We start from the raw sequence: 16,855 nt of genomic DNA, 5'->3' as shown, positions 1-16,855 counted from the left end.
ATATTATGAGTCTGCTTAAATCTTTAAGTCTACAAGTGCTTCGCATCTAATGCGACTTCATTGCCTCCAAAGCTTAACACCTAACAAACTAAAGCATTAACTTTAAAACTAAAAGTAAAACTTATTGATTGCAAAGGGAGAAAAATGATACAACCCTGTACCTCAATTGTGTACTACAGATTGAGATAATCATTATCAAAGGAAAGTTATGAAAATATATAAATTTATTTTGGCCTTACCGCTATTAGGTATCACCGGCTTTGCAACTGCACATTCCCAGCAAGAACGAACGTTTAAACCGCAGCCTGCTATTGTAGAGCGCGTCATGCATCACGGCGTAAACCAATACAGTAATAGCAATGCACCTGTGGCACAATCACAAAAAAAGCCGCAACAGCTACCTCAACAAACGCCAATACAGCAACATATTAGAACGAAGAGAATGTTAAGCCAGGTAATGGCCGTTAATTGTGATTTGAATGCCCTTGCTGTTGCAAATCCCATTACGATTATTGACGAAGTAAAGCGCCAAGGTACACGGTGTATCAACGAGTTATTCGCTGCAACCGATCTTCAACCACAGATTTTTACCACCGATAATATGATTGCTGTAGCTAACCATGCTAACTCACTTTCACAAAGTTACACTGGTGGTGGCAATGAGCAGATCGAAGCTTTATTTTTATATTTGCGAACCGGCTTTTATGCAGAGTTTTATAATGACTCTATCGACTTTCCTGCATTGGTAACTCCTAGCGTTGCAGATGCCATTAATGCCTTTGTAAACAATCAACATTTTTATGATAACAACGATGACCATGGTAAAACACTGTCAGAAGTCATTATTACAATGGATAGTGCTGAACAACAACATCGTTATCTTGAAGTTGTTAAGCAATGGCTAACGCGTTTTGATAAAAGTTATGCGAGCAGTTGGAATATGAGTAATGCAGTTAATGGAATTTTTACGTTGCTATATCGCGGGCAGTGGAATGGAGAATTTGTAACGTTAATAGCAAACGATAAAGCTTTAGCAATAAAATTAAGTGAATTTACGCAAAAACAATGGTTAATTGGATCTGACGGAGAGTTTTTAATAGTAAATGCAGCAAGTGAGCTTGCGCGCCTTAAAAAATATTCTAAAGCAAGTATTCAACCTGATGTAGACGCAGGCTTAACTAATATTTTTAATACCTATCAAAGTTATGGCTATGGTGATGCCGTGTGGCTTGGCGCTGCAGACATTGTAAATTATTACACTGATTGCAGTAAGTTTGGTGTTTGTAATTTTGTAGATACACTCACTCAACAAGTACTTTCCCAGCAATATAATTGTAGCAACACCATAAAAATCCGTTCACAGGCGATGACAGCAGCTCAACACGCTGCAGCATGTGATGCAATGCAGGCTGAAGAAGGGTTATTTCATACTAAATTAGCCACAGAAAATATGCCTGTCGCGAATGATTATAACCGTTTTTTATACGTAAATATTTTTGATAGTAGTGACGACTATAGCAAGTATGCCAAAGCCATTTTTGGTATTAATACTAATAATGGCGGAATGTATTTAGAGGGCGATCCTTCTGATACTGATAACGAAGCCAACTTTGTAGCTTATGAAGCAAGCTATGCAAAAGCGGATCATTTTGTATGGAATTTAGAGCACGAATATGTTCATTACTTAGACGGTCGTTTTAACTTATATGGTAACTTCAACTCACCAACCGAAGACATTGTATGGTGGTCTGAGGGGGTCGCAGAATACATCGCGAATCAAAATGATAATGAAGCGGCAATAAATACCATTAAAAATGGACAGCGCTTTACCCTGCAGCAAATATTTGCCACTAACTACGATGGTTTTGATCAAGATAGAATTTATCGTTGGGGCTATTTAGGGGTACGCTTTATGTTTGAGCGCTACAAAGAACAACTCAACGCTATGCTCACGGACACACGTCAAGGAAATTGGCGTGCGTACAAAAATAAAACCCAACATTGGGCTAATAACTATGAAAATGAATTTGTGCAATGGTGCGATCAGTTGGTATATGGTTCGCCGTTAAATATTGCACCGAGTGCCAATATAAATGGCCCATATTCGGGCCTAGAAAATACCCCTATTACGTTCTCAAGTGTTGGTAGTAACGATAGCGACGGAAATATCGTAAGTTATACTTGGCTCTTTGGCGACGGTATTAGCAGCACAGATGCCAATCCAATACATACTTACACGCAGTCAGGTCAATATACCGTATCATTAACCGTCACTGATAACGATGGCGACATTGATATGAAAACAATTATCGCAACCGTAACTGAAAATACTCAAGGCAATAAACAAACGCTCATAAATGGTCAACCCCTTTTTATTTCTCAAAAGCAAAACACCCAGTTACAGTTTAATTTTGACGTCCCTTTTGGCGCTAGCGAATTAACATTTAGTCTAAATGATGGCTCAGGGGATGCTGATTTATACGTCAGTTATAACTCAGAGCCAACCTTATCTCGCTATGACTGTCGCCCATACCTTGAAGGAAATAACGAACAATGTATTTTCAATCCTGCCCACGTAGGAAACTATCATGTAATGGTAAACGGTTATAATAACTATGATAATGTAAAGCTCACTGCATCATATAAAGAAACGCGTAGTTCACTGCCTGATGCATGTGCAACGTCATCAGGGCAAAGTAAAGGCCGCCTTAAAGATGGTGAAGTCATATGTTTAAGTAACAGTGGTCCAATGTGGTTTGCCATTGCAGATGTAAATAGTCAGTCAGGTATTTCAATAACATCAGCAAATGGTAGCGGTAATATTGACTTAAGTTACTCGAATAGTACTTGGCCAAATGGTAGTAACGAGATTGCAAACTCTGCCAATAGTGCGAATAACGAGTGTATTTTCATTCGTGATCAGGAGCAATTTTGGGGGTACCTAAAAGTCTCTGGAAACAGTGAGGGCGCAAGTCTAGTGGTTGACTTTAATAGTACTGGTTGCCGATAGTATAAATATTTTTTAAAGCGAAAAGCCGATTTGCTTTTCGCTTTAACCATTTCATTAGCTTGCTAATCGCAGTCCCAATAGCACTAACATCACAATGTTTGCAATCACACTTATTAAAAAGAAGTAACTACGCGGGCTGGGGTTTTTCTCGGTGGCGATTGCGTAATACAGTGCCATATGAATTAAGCGTGCAATCACATATACCCATATACATATTGCAAATACCGAGCTGTGGTAATTCATCACAAAAGCAAATAAAACCGTTCCTATAAATAGTGCACTGTTTTCTAAGGTGTTATGAAAAGTACGATGCGCTCTAAATATAAAGCTCCCATGAGATAGCTCTTTATCAATTTTCCCTGGCACTGCACCAGGTTGTTTAGCCTTACTAAACGTCGCAACGGCCCACTGAACTAACATCATAATTAAGTATAGGTAAAATGCTACAAACGCAGAATGTGCAATATCGGTCATTGTTTTTTCCTTTGTGTTGTTATTAGAATAATAGTTAAAGCAACTATTAAGCCAAATTTAACCAACTGATATGTATATAAATTATTTTACAAAATATACATTTTTTGTAATAGATTCCTGCTTTATATAAAAATTACGGTATTTATGTAATGTATATTAAACTTTGACATAATATTAATACTAATTACGTATTTTATAAATTTAACTTGAGCATTTATTCTAATTGTTGTTTTATAGATGTTACTAAAAATGGAACGGCGGAATTTTTATGAAAAATAAAATAACCAAATCTTTAGCTACGGCGGCATTATTGAACTTTATATCAGTACCTGCTTTTTCAGCTCAAGATCATATTGAAAATGCAGAAAGCTTGGTACAGCAAGCTCAATACAAAAACGTAGCAACTATTAAGCGTAATTTCGCAAAGCAAGTAGCGCTTAATTATTCAGTGTTGAATGCTGATTTAAAACAATCAGTAAATAAATATAACTTAGTTTTAAATGCTGATCAGTTATCAACAGTAGCACGGCATACACAACGTAATATAAGTCAGGCAAATAGTGCCTTACAACAGCTTAAAGGCTTACCTAAAAATACAGGAAGCTTGTTACAAGTGCGTTTAGCTAGCGAAACCATGCTAACTGATTGGCAACAAGGTGAAAACCCTTTATTCGCATTTGCACCCGCTGGTGACGATAGCCAATGGAGCGAGATTGAAGCGTTCGATCAGTTTGGTAACATTCATTATTTAAGCGTAGACCAAATGCCAACTCAACCTATTTTTATTGTCGAATTAGATCAGCAAAAAGTACAGGGTGCGGGTATTGCAGTAATGAAAGGAATTTTGTCAGCTAACAAATTCAGCAAAAACATGGTTAGCCCACAAAATCAATTAAATAATGATCAGCCATTACAAACTAGCGTGCTGAAAAAAATACATTTAGAGGATGATAAAGAACCTTGGATTTCAGGTAAAGCAGAAGTCTATGCCATCGTAACGGGGATCGATCCTAGCAGAGATGAACCAATATTAGATATTGTTGATTTACCTTATTTAGATCATGATAAAACCAATTACAGCCCTAATCAGGTTTTAATTCATTGGCAACGTTATCGTTGGCAAGCTGTCGATTTGCTTTTAATGGAGCAAGATGACAACACAAATTATAAAACCTTAGCAATGAAGTTATTAGAAATATCAGAGCAAGTAATGGCAAGTATCCCTGACTTACAAGCACAGGGCTATACTATTATTCCTAAACTCACTAATGAGTTACTTAAAGCAATGCCTGATGAATGGTTTACCAATAATGATGATTATGTCGATGTTTTTTACACACTGTTTGAAAACAAAGAGTATCAAGGTTACAAAGGCGCAAGTAGTAATGCCACCATTACCTTGTCACCTTTAGAGATAAATCCTCGTCAGTAAATAACGACCCGCCACTGTTTGGCATAATATCTAAACAGTGGTGAGTTAATCATTATTCCCGCAGTTTAAGCGTGATACATACAACGCCGTGATCGGTACTTAAATCGTCGCGCTCAAACTCGGGGTTAATTAAATGACGATCGTAAGTATGATAATCGCTTACTTCAAAAAAACTGTCGTCATAGCCAGAATCAAACTCACAAGATAGCAAAATATAATCAAGCACAGAGCTGCTTGCGCCAAAGTAATGCGTTGCTTTTCGTGGTAGTTTTAAACCTCGATTATCTTTATCGGTAATACCTTTTATTGGCTCATTAGGTGCTTCATCAAGCTCGCAATCATCGTTTAACTTTGTAAATAACTGCCACGCATCGTTAAGACAATATTTTGCAAGGTAAGTTTTACTATCAAACGTAGGGGAAAAACGCAGTGTATTGGTTAGTAAATGGCTTAAAACGCCATCAGCTAGGTCGTTATTAAAATCTCCCATTAATATCATAGGCTGTTGCGTGGCCTCACGACGGCTTATCATTTCTATCATCAGCAATGTTGCTTCACTACCGCGCTGAATAGTTGAGCCCCAGCCACCCGCTACATTTGCTTTTAAAATTTCAATAATGTTTTTTTCAGCGGTTAGTTCTTTATTATTTTCATCAATCTCAATTGATGGCCGTTTAGATTTAAAATGCACCACATAGCAATCGGTATTACCGATATGCGGCAAATTTATTGTGGCTCTAAGAACTTTACGACTAAAGGCAAAATCTTCAGTTAAACCTAAAGTACTGGCAAGCTCATAGTCGTGTTTTACGCTCGCTACTTCAGCAATGGGGTATTTTGCAGCTATTGCCACAACGGGGCGTTTATAAATAAAATCATCTATTACCTGTGGCTCATCCACCACAGCAAAGTGCGCATAACCTTGCTGCTTTACTAATTCTCTAAGCGACTCAATGCTAAACACTTCCTGAAAGCCAATTACATCGGGCTGATGCTCGGTTAAATAATCAATAATCCAGCGCTGTTTTTTTGCCCATTGCTCCGCGGTATATATCCGCTCAAACTCATAATAAGCATTAGGTGGCTCAAGATAATTAAACAGGTTAAATGTGGCTATTTTTAATGTTGAATTGGTTATCATCATCTCAGGGGATTGTTCTGAGTTATCAGCTAAAGGTGATGTATTACAGTCACTAATAATGGTCGCCTTTGAAAGTTTATATTGTGTGCTATTGTCAACATCATATAAGATTTTTGCTTGGTACCAAAGCTTGATAACAACTAAAACCTATTAAATCGTTTAAAGTTTAGGCAAACGCAACCTATCCCCTTTAAATTTATATACAAGTTGGTATGCTACGCGACCTTTTTTAACATATGGTTATCAAAAAAGGCAAAGCCAAGGGGCGGCCAATGCTGCAAGGCACTTAGTATAAGTGGCAGCAATAATTACAGGCATCGCGTTATAAAACGTTAGGTGTAACTTTAAATAGCAATATAAAAAGCACTATTAGGGTCAAACTATGCGATTAGGACCAGGACTACTCGTCACCGCTGCCTTCATTGGACCAGGGACTATTACCACCGCGAGCGTAGCGGGTGCAAACTTTGGTTTTGCACTAATATGGACGCTACTATTTTCAGTAATTGCCACCATATTATTACAATCTATGGCGGCGCGCCTAGGCGTAGCCACCGGGCAAGACTTAGCACAAGCACTAAGAGCCCATATTGAAACTCCCCTATTTAAATCTCTTGCTATATTTTTAGTGATCAGCGCCATTGGTGTTGGCAGTGCCGCCTACGAGGCTGGTAATTTAAGCGGTGCCAGCATGGGATTAATTGAAATATTCCCTCAGGTAAATGCCCAACTTTGGACACCACTGATTGCATTTTTAAGTGCCGTATTACTGTATAGCGGTAAACACAAAGTTGTTGAAAATGCGCTTATTTTACTAGTGATTTTAATGAGCCTAGTGTTTATCTCTACGCTTGTTATGGCGGCTCCCTCGCTCAGTGACATATTAGCTGGTTTTGTTCCTAGCATGCCAGAGGGCTCAGTTACCACAGTATTAGCATTGGTAGGTACGACCATAGTGCCATATAACTTATTTTTACACTCAGGGGTACTGGCTGCTCGCCATGACAGCGAGAGTGACAAACAAAAAGTAATTAAAGAAACCAATATAGATACGGGCGTGTCCATCACCCTAGGTGGCGTGATCACCTTAGCTATTTTATCAACCGCATCAGTGGCGTTTTATGGCACCGATGCAGGGCAAATAAGTGCTGCCAATATGGCGGTACAACTTGAACCCTTACTAGGTGATGCCGCCCATTACTTTTTTGCTATTGGTTTATTTGCCGCAGGCTTAACCAGCGCTATTACGGCTCCCCTTGCCGGCGCTTACGCGGTATGTGGCATGTTAGGTTGGTCAAATAAAATGGATAACACTCGCTTTAAAGGCGTTGCCATTGTTATTTTATTATTTGGTGCTGCCGTAGCATCTCTGGGTTTAGACCCTGTTGCCGTGATAATTTTTGCCCAAGCCGCTAATGGTTTATTATTGCCAATTGTAACTGCCTACCTTGTTTGGCTAGTAAATCAACGCTCTGTAATGGGTAAATACACTAACTCAGTGTTGGTAAACCTATTTACTTTACCAGTATTAGTGCTTATTTTTGGCTTAAGTGGTTATAAACTTTTTAGTTTGATTTTTTGATATCACTACGCAATTCTTACACACAGAAGCCGCTGTATTTATAGCGGCTTTTTACATTACAGACCAATACGGACTTAAAAACCGTGATGCTCTGCCTTTTGCTTATTTGCCTTAATGAGTTTTGCAAATACATAACCCCCTACTGCACCTGCACATAATTGCGCATAAAACCCCCAGCCTCTTGCACCCGCAATAATGGTAATATTCATAATAGATTCAATAGCAATTAACGCTGTTGCAAACGCTACAATACCCGCAATTACAAATAATTGTACTCCCTGATTTTTAAGCTTTTTCGCGATAAACCAAGTCACAAAAAATGCAATACTCAATGCAATAGCAATAATAGCGCCGTAAGTGGGTAGCAAGCCAAGCCAGTCTTCAAGGGTTAAATTAACACAATCATTAAAGCCCACCACGACACCTACATTAACTAATTGATTGACAACGTATTGGCTATGAAACAAGCTAGCAAGAGTGAATGTAAGCAACCAAGAAACTAGAAATGACGGGAGTATACGTGTTAAAAACTGCATGGTTATCTCAACTTAAAATAAAACTTTTTCCTTACACTAGCAAAGGCTTGCAGGGTAAACAATCTCTACGTTGTATTACGCTACTCTCGCTTTTAACGTTTTCTTGTAACGTCAGTGCCGAATTACCAACACAGCAATATACTGCTAGTACCTTAGCAACAGATCTCAATTCACCATGGAGCATGGTTAAGCTCCCAAACAATACGTGGTTAGTTACAGAGCGTGATGGCCATGTTGTCATCATAAAAAACAACCAACAAAGCCGAGTTAAAATAAGCTTCGAGGGCTTATACGTTGCAGGGCAAGGCGGTTTACTCGATATAGTACTTTCGCCAAATTACAGTGAATCAAAAGAAATAATATTCACTTATGCCCAAGGTGAGCTTGATGCAAACAGACTCGTTATTGCCAAAGCTAAGTTTGATGGCGAGCAGTTTTCAGCACCAAAAGTTATTTATAAAGTTGCCACCGATAAGGGCACACCGCAGCATTACTCTGGCCGGGCGCTTGTACTGCCCGATAATAGCTTACTGTTTTCAAGTGGTGATGGCTTTGACTACCGCGAGCAAGCACAAGTTATAACCAGCCAATTAGGTAAAGTGCTACGAATTAATTTAAATGGCACCATTCCAAGCGATAACCCGTTTATTAAACATGAAACCCCTACCGCGCATGCCATTTATTCACTCGGGCACCGTAACTTGCAAGGCTTGGTTTATGATTACGATACCAAGCAAATCATTAGCCACGAACACGGCCCCGCAGGCGGTGATGAGCTCAACTACTTAAAGGCTGGCACCAATTACGGCTGGCCAGTAATAACCAACGGTGATGACTACTCGCAAGCACGTATTTCGCCCTTTAGAGACTACCCAGGCATGGCTAAACCAACCGTAGATTGGACGCCCTCAATTGCGCCATCAGGCATGGCATATTATGGCTCTATGCATGCAGCCTTCCCTTCACTGCAACGCCACGTACTTATTACTACATTGGTCGATAAAAAGCTCTACAGCGTTAATTTAGCAAATGGTGAGTTCACCCAATCACATATTTTCCCAGAGGCTAAAGGCAGGCTCAGAGATGTGTTTGTTACTGCTGAAGGTAATGTAGCGATATTAACCGATGGCAAAAAGGCAAAGCTGATGCTGGTAACGCCAAATTAGTCTTTATTTTAATGTATGAAATTCAAAAAAGGACTGAGTTATTTGAATTGGTTGTTCTAATTGCGGGTAATGTCCTACCCCTTCCAATTCAATAATATCTGGATTAATGATTAATTCGCGATATCGTTTAACCATATGACGGCCCGAAACAGGGTCGTCCATACCGCAAATTAACCGCATGGGTATATCTGCTTGTTGTAAAGCGCTCACCCAACGAGCGCGATGTAATTTACGCTCTGTGATGTAATAAATCAGTTTTGCCATTACAGGCTTACCCTGTTTGTATTCAATTAACTGCCACAATTCGTTTAGCTCTTTTTCAGCAAGTGGTATAGAACATATATTGTCAAAATTATGCTTAAAACTTTTATAGTTCGCAAGTCGCGACACTAAAGCGCCTATCGGGCTAAGTAACAGCTTTTGCAATAATACCGGTTTATGTGTTTCTGGAAATAACCCGCCGTTAAGAAAGCAGATGCTTTGTATTTTTATGGCATGTGCTTCATTTAAGTTGCTTCTAGCAAGTAGCTCCTGCGCAACTGTGTCACCGTAATCATGGCTTAAAATATGCGCTGCTTTTACATTGAACAGCTTTAAAAAATATGTCAGTAAATCCGCTTGCATACTAATGGTGTAGCGACTGTTTTTTGGTTTATCACTAAAACCAAAGCCCAGCATATCGAGGGTAAACACCTTAAAGTGTTGAGTGAGCGCAGCCCATTGATTATGCCAATCCCAACTTGCGGTTGGGTAACCATGGATCAGTAATAAACACGGCGCGCCCTCTTCCCCTTGCACATGATATGCAATGTCATGACCTTGAAATTGAAACGTCGATTGGCTCTTATGCCACGAAGCTAATGAGTCAGTGATTATTGTAGTGTTGCTAATGACATTCATGACAATTTCTCCGCTTTAATAGGGGTTATAAACACATAAATTAGGTAACTACCTTAATTGAGGGTTCAAGTTGTATCACTTAAATAAGTAATGAAAAATATACATAAGTCGATTATTTGCGGGTAGCCATTTCCATGACTAATATCATTTAAGATAGGACGACAATAACTAAATTAAGGAGTCAAAGTGAAAATATTGTCCGTTGACGATAACCCTCAAAATAGAAACATCATGGAAATTGCGCTTTCTAAGCAACACGATATTGCTTCATCTGATGGAACCGAGCCAATATTAGCACTAATGGAACAGCATCAACCACAAGTCGTCCTGATGGATATTTTACTTAGTAATGGCCTTACTGGTTATGATTTAGTTGAACAAATAACTCAATCCGGTGAATACGATGATTGCGAAATTATATTTATATCCGCTTTAACATCAAGTGAAGACAAACTCATAGCATATGGGTATGGCGGCGATGATTATATTGCCAAGCCAGTAGACTTTAAGGAACTTAACGAAAAATTAAAGCGTGTTGAACTGCGTATTACAGAGCGAAATAATCTAAAAGAAATGTACGATGTTGCCTCTACAACTGCTTTTACCTCAATGCAACAAGCGAGTGAACTCGGAGAGTTAGTTTCATTCTTTACTGACAACCTTGACGTAACCGATTTAGATGCATTATTTGCTAACGTACAGCAGTACTTTACCAATGCAGGCGCTAGCTGCTGTGTAGAGTTTAGGGTAGCAAACCAATATCACCAATTTCCAAAACAAACTATTTCTGAACTGGAAAAAGAAATTCTTGAACTAGGCAGAAGAGCAAAACGAATAGTGCCATTTAGCTCTAACCTATTATTTAACGCGCCTGCTTGCTCAATACTTGTAAAAGGAATAAATGCAAAAGACGAAGGCTTACTCGGACGACTTCGAGATAATTTTGCTATTTTACTTACTATTATAGAAAGCCGAATGGAATTTATTGAACAGCAATTAGAAAAAGCGACGATACGTCAACAAGCTTTAAACACCCTCAAGAGCCAACTTGCTGATGATTTTAGTGCTATAAATAAACTATGCTCAGAGCAAGATAAGCAAGTAAAAATACTCGTTAATGATTTATCTCAAGCTATACAATCAAAAATGATCACTCTAGGTTTGGATGAAGAGCAAGAGTCGGAGCTAGTAGGATTAGTTGACGAAACGAAAGAAATTGTAGAAGAAACCTTAGTCCTGTCTTTTACACTAGAAGAAAAATTACAAGCCATAACAAAACGCTTAAAAGCAGTTGAATAAATTAAGCACAGCGAACAATCTATAGAATAGGATATAGAGTCATGGCGTTGCAATTTAAAGCTTGATTAGCTCTTTTGCAATTAAGCTCAAGAGTAAGTGATTATTATAGTGTTACTAATGAAACTCATGCAAATTCGCTGCTTTTATAGTGTTATAAACACACAAATTAAGTAACTACATTAACCAACTTGTGACACCTAAATTAGAACTCTGTTGGGTCGCGCCTTTGGCTTAACCAACCTACCTTTTAACGTAGGTCGGATAAGTGGCGAAGCTGCGCCATCCTACAAAAATGATTAATTCACTTGGGGCAACCCGACTTATCACGCTGTGCTAGATATGCAAAATATCGGCTTAAAAAAGCCACTTTAATTACTCACAATCAGCTAATGGCTCACTAATTGTCAGTGTATCAGTACCAAAATCTAACACAACTTGGTATTTTCTAAAAAATGGAGAGCCTAATAACCCATGTATTATTTTGTCACCACCAGCGGGCTGAACATGGTCTAGGTTAAGTGAAACAAACTCTGTACTTTCATACAACTGACCTGCTAATTCAAATTTTAAAACGTCTAATAAGCCCATTTCGTGGTCGGCTGTACCTAAACCTGCGGCATTTTCTTCACTTAGTTTCTCTTGTATTCCAAGCTTTTTAATACATGCCCTATCTAAAACAGATGCACCCGCCGCTGTATCTAAAATTAAATTTACTTTATGTCCGTTTATTTTAGCTTGTATTATTTGATGACCAGTTTCTGTTACATCAAATTTCAAACTTGTGGTTTTGACTAATTCCATGAATGTTCCTTATTCTATATTTAGGTTGATTAATAGACACTATATTACAAACACTTATGAAAACAATCCACCTTATAAATAAGTAAACAAATGGCTTTTCACCAACGCCTATATCATAATTATAATATGCTAAAAATAACTCCCCCCAAACGCACAAAACTTATGTTGGCAAAGCAACATTATTTCACAAAGAGAATACGAGACGCTGTGCTTTTAGAGAAAAATAACGGCTTAAATCAAGCCGCTTTGAGAAATTTTAGTTCTAATGTCTGAAGTCAAGATTTGATAATCATATAGAAAGCTCCTCGAGTTTTTCGGTACAGTTGTGTTGACCAAAACATAAACTGTATTTCGAGGAGCTTGGTATGAAACTATGTAGTGGAATTGACTTGCATTCAAATAATTGTGTTATTGCTATCATTAATGAACATGGTGAAACACTTACCGTTAAGCGTTTAAATAATGACATTTCTGTCATTTTATCTTTTCTAAGTCCTTATAAAGATAAGTTGATAAGGCTTGTTGTCGAATCAACATTTAATTGGTATTGGTTAGTCGATGCTTTAATGGATGAAGGGTTTACACTTCACTTAGCGAACCCTGCGGCAATTCAACAATACTCATGCTTAAAATATGCAGACGATCACAGTGATGCGTGTTGGTTAGCTGAAATGCTACGTTTAAACATTCTACCTGTGGGCTATATTTATCCTCGAGAGCTCAGGGCTGTTCGAGACTTAATGCGTAAACGAATGGACATTGTTCAACAGTCCACAAAAAACTTATTATCAGTGCAAAGTTGTTACATGCGTCATCTTGGATACAAGCTCAGTAGCAACAAAATAAAACAAATGGCCGCTATCAGAAAAGGCGTTAATACTGAGCAGGTACACGCAGACTTTACCTCAATGAATACTGCACTGTCAGTCATTTCTAACCTCTCATTAATACGCTGTGCCCAACAGCAAATTAATGCAATAGAGAGCGCTATTTTACAACAAACATCGCTCTCCCCTGAGTTTATGGGATTGGGAATGCCTTAGCACTGACCATTATGTTAGAGACAGGCACTATTAAACGTTTTGATAGTCCAGGTAATTTCTCCTCCTATTGTCGCTGCGTTAAAAGTGCAAAATACAGCAATGGGAAGAAGAAAGGCGCTACGAATCAGAAGAATGGTAATCGTTATTTAGCGTGGGCGTTTACTGAGGCCGCTAATTTTGCCATTCGGTACAACCCGACAATCAAAAAATATTATCAACGAAAACTGGCTAAAACGAACCAAGTTATCGCAATTAAAACGGTTGCGCATAAGCTCGCAAGAGCCTGTTATCACGTGCTTAAAGATAATGTCCCATTTGATGAACACAAGGCGTTTACTTAGCGACTATAAAAAATTAGGTTAATGTGTTGAGCTAGTAATGGGGTTGGTAAAACCACTAGATTTGATTGAGCCTGCACGTTAACCGCTCATATTTTAAATACTGGATATGCCCAATGTTTGAGCCACAAAGGGTTGGTTATGTTCAAGCATAAACCACCGGATTGTTACAGCGCAGTGTGTAAACACAGCAGAAACTGGACTGACATCGGTACTAAACGATGACTGAGGCGAAAGCCAAGGGCATTAATTAATCATCAATAATGCTTAATTATACTGCCTAAATTCATATGGGTGACTGGTGCGTATTCACACCAATCGACGTCATTACTAGGTGCGTAGTCATATTTAAATTGAGTTTAAATAATAAGAACACTTGGTTTTTGAATAAAAAGATCAAGGAAACACAGCTGCCTGCTTGATCGGAACTTTCTAATGGGTAACCCCTTTGGTTTTATACTTTATTACCTGATTGCAAATAAAAAAGTTAAGGTTATTTTCTTTATAATGACCTTTTATTTCTTTTAGAACCTTATTGACGACCATTTTAAACTTACCCCTGTATATCTGTTCTACTGTAGCTAATTCAGTAGTAAGCGCTGTCCTTGCTTTGTTACAAAAAGTATTAGTCTTAAGAGCTTGCATATAGACTTTTGAGTTTCAATCGAAGGCTTGTTTTCTTTAAAGACACTACTTTCAGGATACGTTTTTTTGTAATATAAATTGTAGGTTTTCTTGATCTTATTTATCTAGTTGCTCGATAGGATTTGACATTTAACTTCCTTATTTTTTTCGTGGATTGATTTTAAAAATTTTAAAAAATCTCTCTCAGGTATTGTTGAGGTAATCCCAATAAAAATTCCATTTTCTTTTGAATATAAATAGGCAATTTGTGTATAAATTAAATCTGGCTTGACTTCGACGAATAAGGTAAGGGAGTTAGTTTTGTTTTGAATCTCTTTTACTCTAGAGAAGCTATTCTTGATTTCCTTATAAACTTTACTTTCTATGTCCGAATTTGAATTTGTTAGGCTGTCTAAATGTATATCAACTAGAGGAATTGTACTTCCATCTTCTAAAGTGATCAATGAGTCATTGTTATCAAATTTTCTAATGCTCAAAGTTTGCATTTGACTATTGACTAGGGCAAAACCTTCATCTTTCTCTAAAACTCTCATCGTTTCCCAACTATCGTTAATTGGAAAATAGTATTTATTAAATATAACATTTTCAATTGCAGAACTTGAAAAGCTTAACATTAATGCTAGGACTATAAATAATCAGTACATCAGAAATTCCTTTAATTTATTAGGTATATCATACTAATAAAACATATTTTAACTCCATTCGAACATATGCCAATCATCCTAATTTCAAATGAAAAAAACTTTTTAGATCTCTAGTAAAATCTAGCAGATCTCATCATAAGAACTAATTTTTGAAAATAAATCCATTCTCACCTAATAGGTAAATTTTTACGTTTTCTAAGTCTTTAGAAGGTTTTTTTTCTAGTGCCAAAAAGCGAGCATCAGACTGAGAATCTTTGATTTCAGTTAACCTTTTAATGGGCAAGCTAATGTTTCTTATACCCGTAGACCATTCGTCTCCTTGCGATGTAGTAATATATTTCCCATCATCTGACTGTAACTCTAAAGTGTTCTTGCCTAGTACTTTAATCACACCTATGTCTGGTGCCATTTTAAAAACAAACTTCCCAACCTCTAAGTTACCAATACCAACATATTTATTCTCTAATTCTTTTCTCCACTGAGCAGTACCTGACATTAAACTAATATAAGGATTCCCTGAGATATCCGTTGTTAAATGTGAAAATACAGCGCCTTGTAATTTACCTTTACCCTTAATAACTTCAGACTTCCAAATAATATTATTTCTATTTGCATACTCTCTGCTTATGGGTAAAGATAGCTTCTTTCCTGAAATATTATACCAGTGCCCATCTTTATCACGCCGAGCATAATATAAATTAACTCTTCTCTCATTATGATAATCTGTACCAAAATCATTCGCGCAAGCGTGATACCTAAAAAGCATGTGGACTGAGTCGTTACTTCCAGAAAAAAAGGAAGCATACCAACTGTCATAATAGTATGATTGATTAATAGATTTCCAGAAAGATAGATTGTTCTCCTTAAGAAAATATTTCTCATCAAACCTTATTTTCCCTGAGCTCAGTACCTCTTCTGTGTTTTCGAAAGTCTCTCCTTGGTTTATTGAGTATGACACTAACCAAGAATCTCTATGTCCTCCAGAACGATAACTATAAATAATTGTCCCATCATTAATTTTATTTAGGTTTGGATAGGTTGTGTTTGGATCAATATTTTTTATATATCTCCACTCTCTTGGATCTTTAGGACGTTTTGAAATTGCATGAACCATCTCACCATTATTTACAAAGCCATGCCCACCGTATACAACATGGAGATAGCCCCCACTATCTATTGTTAATGCTGGAGAACCATGCATATCATTTAGTTTAGCTAACTTATTATCTCCTATTTTATAAGGTCCACTTATTGTGTTATTTTTATGTGAAAAAGACATTATTGCAGGGTCAAGCCAATTCTGAGATCCTCCTGACTGAAATACAAAGTATGTAACACCGTCATAATACATTCCTGCGTTACCTATGATATGGCTAGGGTGCCAAGGGTTTCTTCCGCCCCCCATATTTGTAATTTCTTTACTGTAACAAGGGTGAGTAAAACTAAAAAAGACAAGTGAAATCAGTGTACTTAAAAAAAAAATCATATAATTATGTTCAAATTTAACCAAAAATACAAACAGAGTGACTCACCTTCTTCTCAAAGGTTATCGCTATCCATAGCCCCTATTTCAATACTGTGAGGTATAATATACTCTACAGGCCCGAGTTCATACTTTCATTAAATATCCTTAAATATTAAATAATTATATCTTATACAGTTACAATAAATAATTCAATAAAAGTAAATCTTCTCACACCAAGGCTTTCCGCTTTGGTTCAAATTTGATCCCAGCACTGTAGTGGTGATCTGACTCCATAAAAGTAGACATATATTTAGGAGTAAGATGTAATGAAAGTAAAAAGTGTTTCGTAAACTTACAGAGGAATTTAAAAGAAAGGTGG

At 37.5% G+C, this 16,855-nt stretch carries 14 protein-coding genes; 7 read left to right on the top strand and 7 right to left on the bottom strand.

What is annotated here, in order from left to right:
• The first annotated feature begins 208 nt into the window (after positions 1–208).
• On the top strand, positions 209–3,010 hold the full coding sequence (locus tag FLM54_RS06740; RefSeq protein ID WP_178955883.1) for a collagenase: 2,802 nt from the start codon (positions 209–211) through the stop codon (positions 3,008–3,010).
• Positions 3,011–3,064: 54 nt separating this feature from the next.
• Here the strand turns inward: FLM54_RS06740 and FLM54_RS06735 are convergent, their stop codons facing one another.
• Positions 3,065–3,484 (bottom strand): MAPEG family protein, encoded by a 420-nt coding sequence (locus tag FLM54_RS06735; RefSeq protein ID WP_138604895.1) that lies wholly within the window; start codon positions 3,482–3,484, stop codon positions 3,065–3,067.
• Between the two features lie 268 nt (positions 3,485–3,752).
• Here FLM54_RS06735 and FLM54_RS06730 point away from each other — a divergent pair, with 268 nt between their 5' ends.
• A complete protein-coding gene (locus FLM54_RS06730; RefSeq protein ID WP_178955881.1) occupies positions 3,753–4,916 on the top strand; it encodes a DUF3103 family protein in 1,164 nt (387 codons plus the stop codon).
• 52 nt (positions 4,917–4,968) lie between these two features.
• On the opposite strand, the gene FLM54_RS06725 is transcribed toward FLM54_RS06730, so the two are convergent.
• The gene (locus FLM54_RS06725; protein WP_178956851.1) at positions 4,969–6,018 is read right to left on the bottom strand and encodes an endonuclease/exonuclease/phosphatase family protein; all 1,050 of its coding nucleotides are present in this window, start codon (positions 6,016–6,018) and stop codon (positions 4,969–4,971) included.
• A gap of 421 nt (positions 6,019–6,439) precedes the next feature.
• Here FLM54_RS06725 and FLM54_RS06720 point away from each other — a divergent pair, with 421 nt between their 5' ends.
• Positions 6,440–7,639, top strand: a complete 1,200-nt coding sequence (locus FLM54_RS06720; protein ID WP_178955879.1) for an Nramp family divalent metal transporter — start codon at positions 6,440–6,442, stop codon at positions 7,637–7,639.
• A gap of 74 nt (positions 7,640–7,713) precedes the next feature.
• Here FLM54_RS06720 and FLM54_RS06715 read toward each other — a convergent pair whose 3' ends face one another.
• Positions 7,714–8,175: a hypothetical protein gene (locus FLM54_RS06715; RefSeq protein WP_178955877.1), complete on the bottom strand. Its 462-nt coding sequence runs from the start codon at positions 8,173–8,175 to the stop codon at positions 7,714–7,716.
• On the opposite strand from FLM54_RS06715, the gene FLM54_RS06710 reads away from it, so the two are divergent.
• Positions 8,160–9,341: a PQQ-dependent sugar dehydrogenase gene (locus FLM54_RS06710; RefSeq protein ID WP_178955875.1), complete on the top strand. Its 1,182-nt coding sequence runs from the start codon at positions 8,160–8,162 to the stop codon at positions 9,339–9,341. The genes FLM54_RS06715 and FLM54_RS06710 overlap by 16 nt on opposite strands.
• Positions 9,342–9,344: 3 nt before the next feature.
• Here the strand turns inward: FLM54_RS06710 and FLM54_RS06705 are convergent, their stop codons facing one another.
• The gene (locus FLM54_RS06705) at positions 9,345–10,241 is read right to left on the bottom strand and encodes an alpha/beta fold hydrolase (RefSeq protein WP_178955873.1); all 897 of its coding nucleotides are present in this window, start codon (positions 10,239–10,241) and stop codon (positions 9,345–9,347) included.
• A gap of 186 nt (positions 10,242–10,427) precedes the next feature.
• On the opposite strand from FLM54_RS06705, the gene FLM54_RS06700 reads away from it, so the two are divergent.
• Positions 10,428–11,540: a response regulator gene (locus tag FLM54_RS06700; RefSeq protein ID WP_256872130.1), complete on the top strand. Its 1,113-nt coding sequence runs from the start codon at positions 10,428–10,430 to the stop codon at positions 11,538–11,540.
• A gap of 372 nt (positions 11,541–11,912) precedes the next feature.
• On the opposite strand, the gene FLM54_RS06695 is transcribed toward FLM54_RS06700, so the two are convergent.
• Entirely contained in the window at positions 11,913–12,341 is a 429-nt protein-coding gene (locus FLM54_RS06695; RefSeq protein WP_178955871.1) for an aspartyl protease family protein, read from the bottom strand.
• 365 nt (positions 12,342–12,706) lie between these two features.
• Between FLM54_RS06695 and FLM54_RS06690 the strand changes: the two genes are divergently transcribed.
• Positions 12,707–13,384 (top strand): transposase, encoded by a 678-nt coding sequence (locus FLM54_RS06690; protein WP_256729681.1) that lies wholly within the window; start codon positions 12,707–12,709, stop codon positions 13,382–13,384.
• Positions 13,385–13,395: 11 nt separating this feature from the next.
• The gene (locus FLM54_RS18815; protein ID WP_256729680.1) at positions 13,396–13,725 is read left to right on the top strand and encodes a transposase; all 330 of its coding nucleotides are present in this window, start codon (positions 13,396–13,398) and stop codon (positions 13,723–13,725) included.
• Positions 13,726–14,471: 746 nt separating this feature from the next.
• Here the strand turns inward: FLM54_RS18815 and FLM54_RS06685 are convergent.
• A complete protein-coding gene (locus tag FLM54_RS06685) occupies positions 14,472–14,981 on the bottom strand; it encodes a hypothetical protein (RefSeq protein WP_178955869.1) in 510 nt (169 codons plus the stop codon).
• Positions 14,982–15,153: 172 nt separating this feature from the next.
• The gene (locus FLM54_RS06680; RefSeq protein WP_178955867.1) at positions 15,154–16,521 is read right to left on the bottom strand and encodes a BNR-4 repeat-containing protein; all 1,368 of its coding nucleotides are present in this window, start codon (positions 16,519–16,521) and stop codon (positions 15,154–15,156) included.
• Positions 16,522–16,855 lie beyond the last annotated feature (334 nt).

This window comes from Pseudoalteromonas sp. Scap25 (genome assembly GCF_013394125.1).
GTDB lineage: Bacteria > Pseudomonadota > Gammaproteobacteria > Enterobacterales > Alteromonadaceae > Pseudoalteromonas.
This window is presented reverse-complemented; position numbering and strand designations above follow the sequence as displayed.

Excerpts from the sequence above, each read along its gene's own strand:
- FLM54_RS06740 (WP_178955883.1), top strand. The coding sequence starts at position 209 with ATGAAAATATATAAATTTATTTTGGCCTTACCGCTATTAGGTATCACC.
- FLM54_RS06735 (WP_138604895.1), bottom strand. The coding sequence starts at position 3,484 with ATGACCGATATTGCACATTCTGCGTTTGTAGCATTTTACCTATACTTA.
- FLM54_RS06730 (WP_178955881.1), top strand. The coding sequence starts at position 3,753 with ATGAAAAATAAAATAACCAAATCTTTAGCTACGGCGGCATTATTGAAC.
- FLM54_RS06720 (WP_178955879.1), top strand. The coding sequence starts at position 6,440 with ATGCGATTAGGACCAGGACTACTCGTCACCGCTGCCTTCATTGGACCA.
- FLM54_RS06715 (WP_178955877.1), bottom strand. The coding sequence starts at position 8,175 with ATGCAGTTTTTAACACGTATACTCCCGTCATTTCTAGTTTCTTGGTTG.
- FLM54_RS06705 (WP_178955873.1), bottom strand. The coding sequence starts at position 10,241 with ATGAATGTCATTAGCAACACTACAATAATCACTGACTCATTAGCTTCG.
- FLM54_RS06695 (WP_178955871.1), bottom strand. The coding sequence starts at position 12,341 with ATGGAATTAGTCAAAACCACAAGTTTGAAATTTGATGTAACAGAAACT.
- FLM54_RS06690 (WP_256729681.1), top strand. The coding sequence starts at position 12,707 with ATGAAACTATGTAGTGGAATTGACTTGCATTCAAATAATTGTGTTATT.
- FLM54_RS18815 (WP_256729680.1), top strand. The coding sequence starts at position 13,396 with ATGTTAGAGACAGGCACTATTAAACGTTTTGATAGTCCAGGTAATTTC.
- FLM54_RS06685 (WP_178955869.1), bottom strand. The coding sequence starts at position 14,981 with ATGTTAAGCTTTTCAAGTTCTGCAATTGAAAATGTTATATTTAATAAA.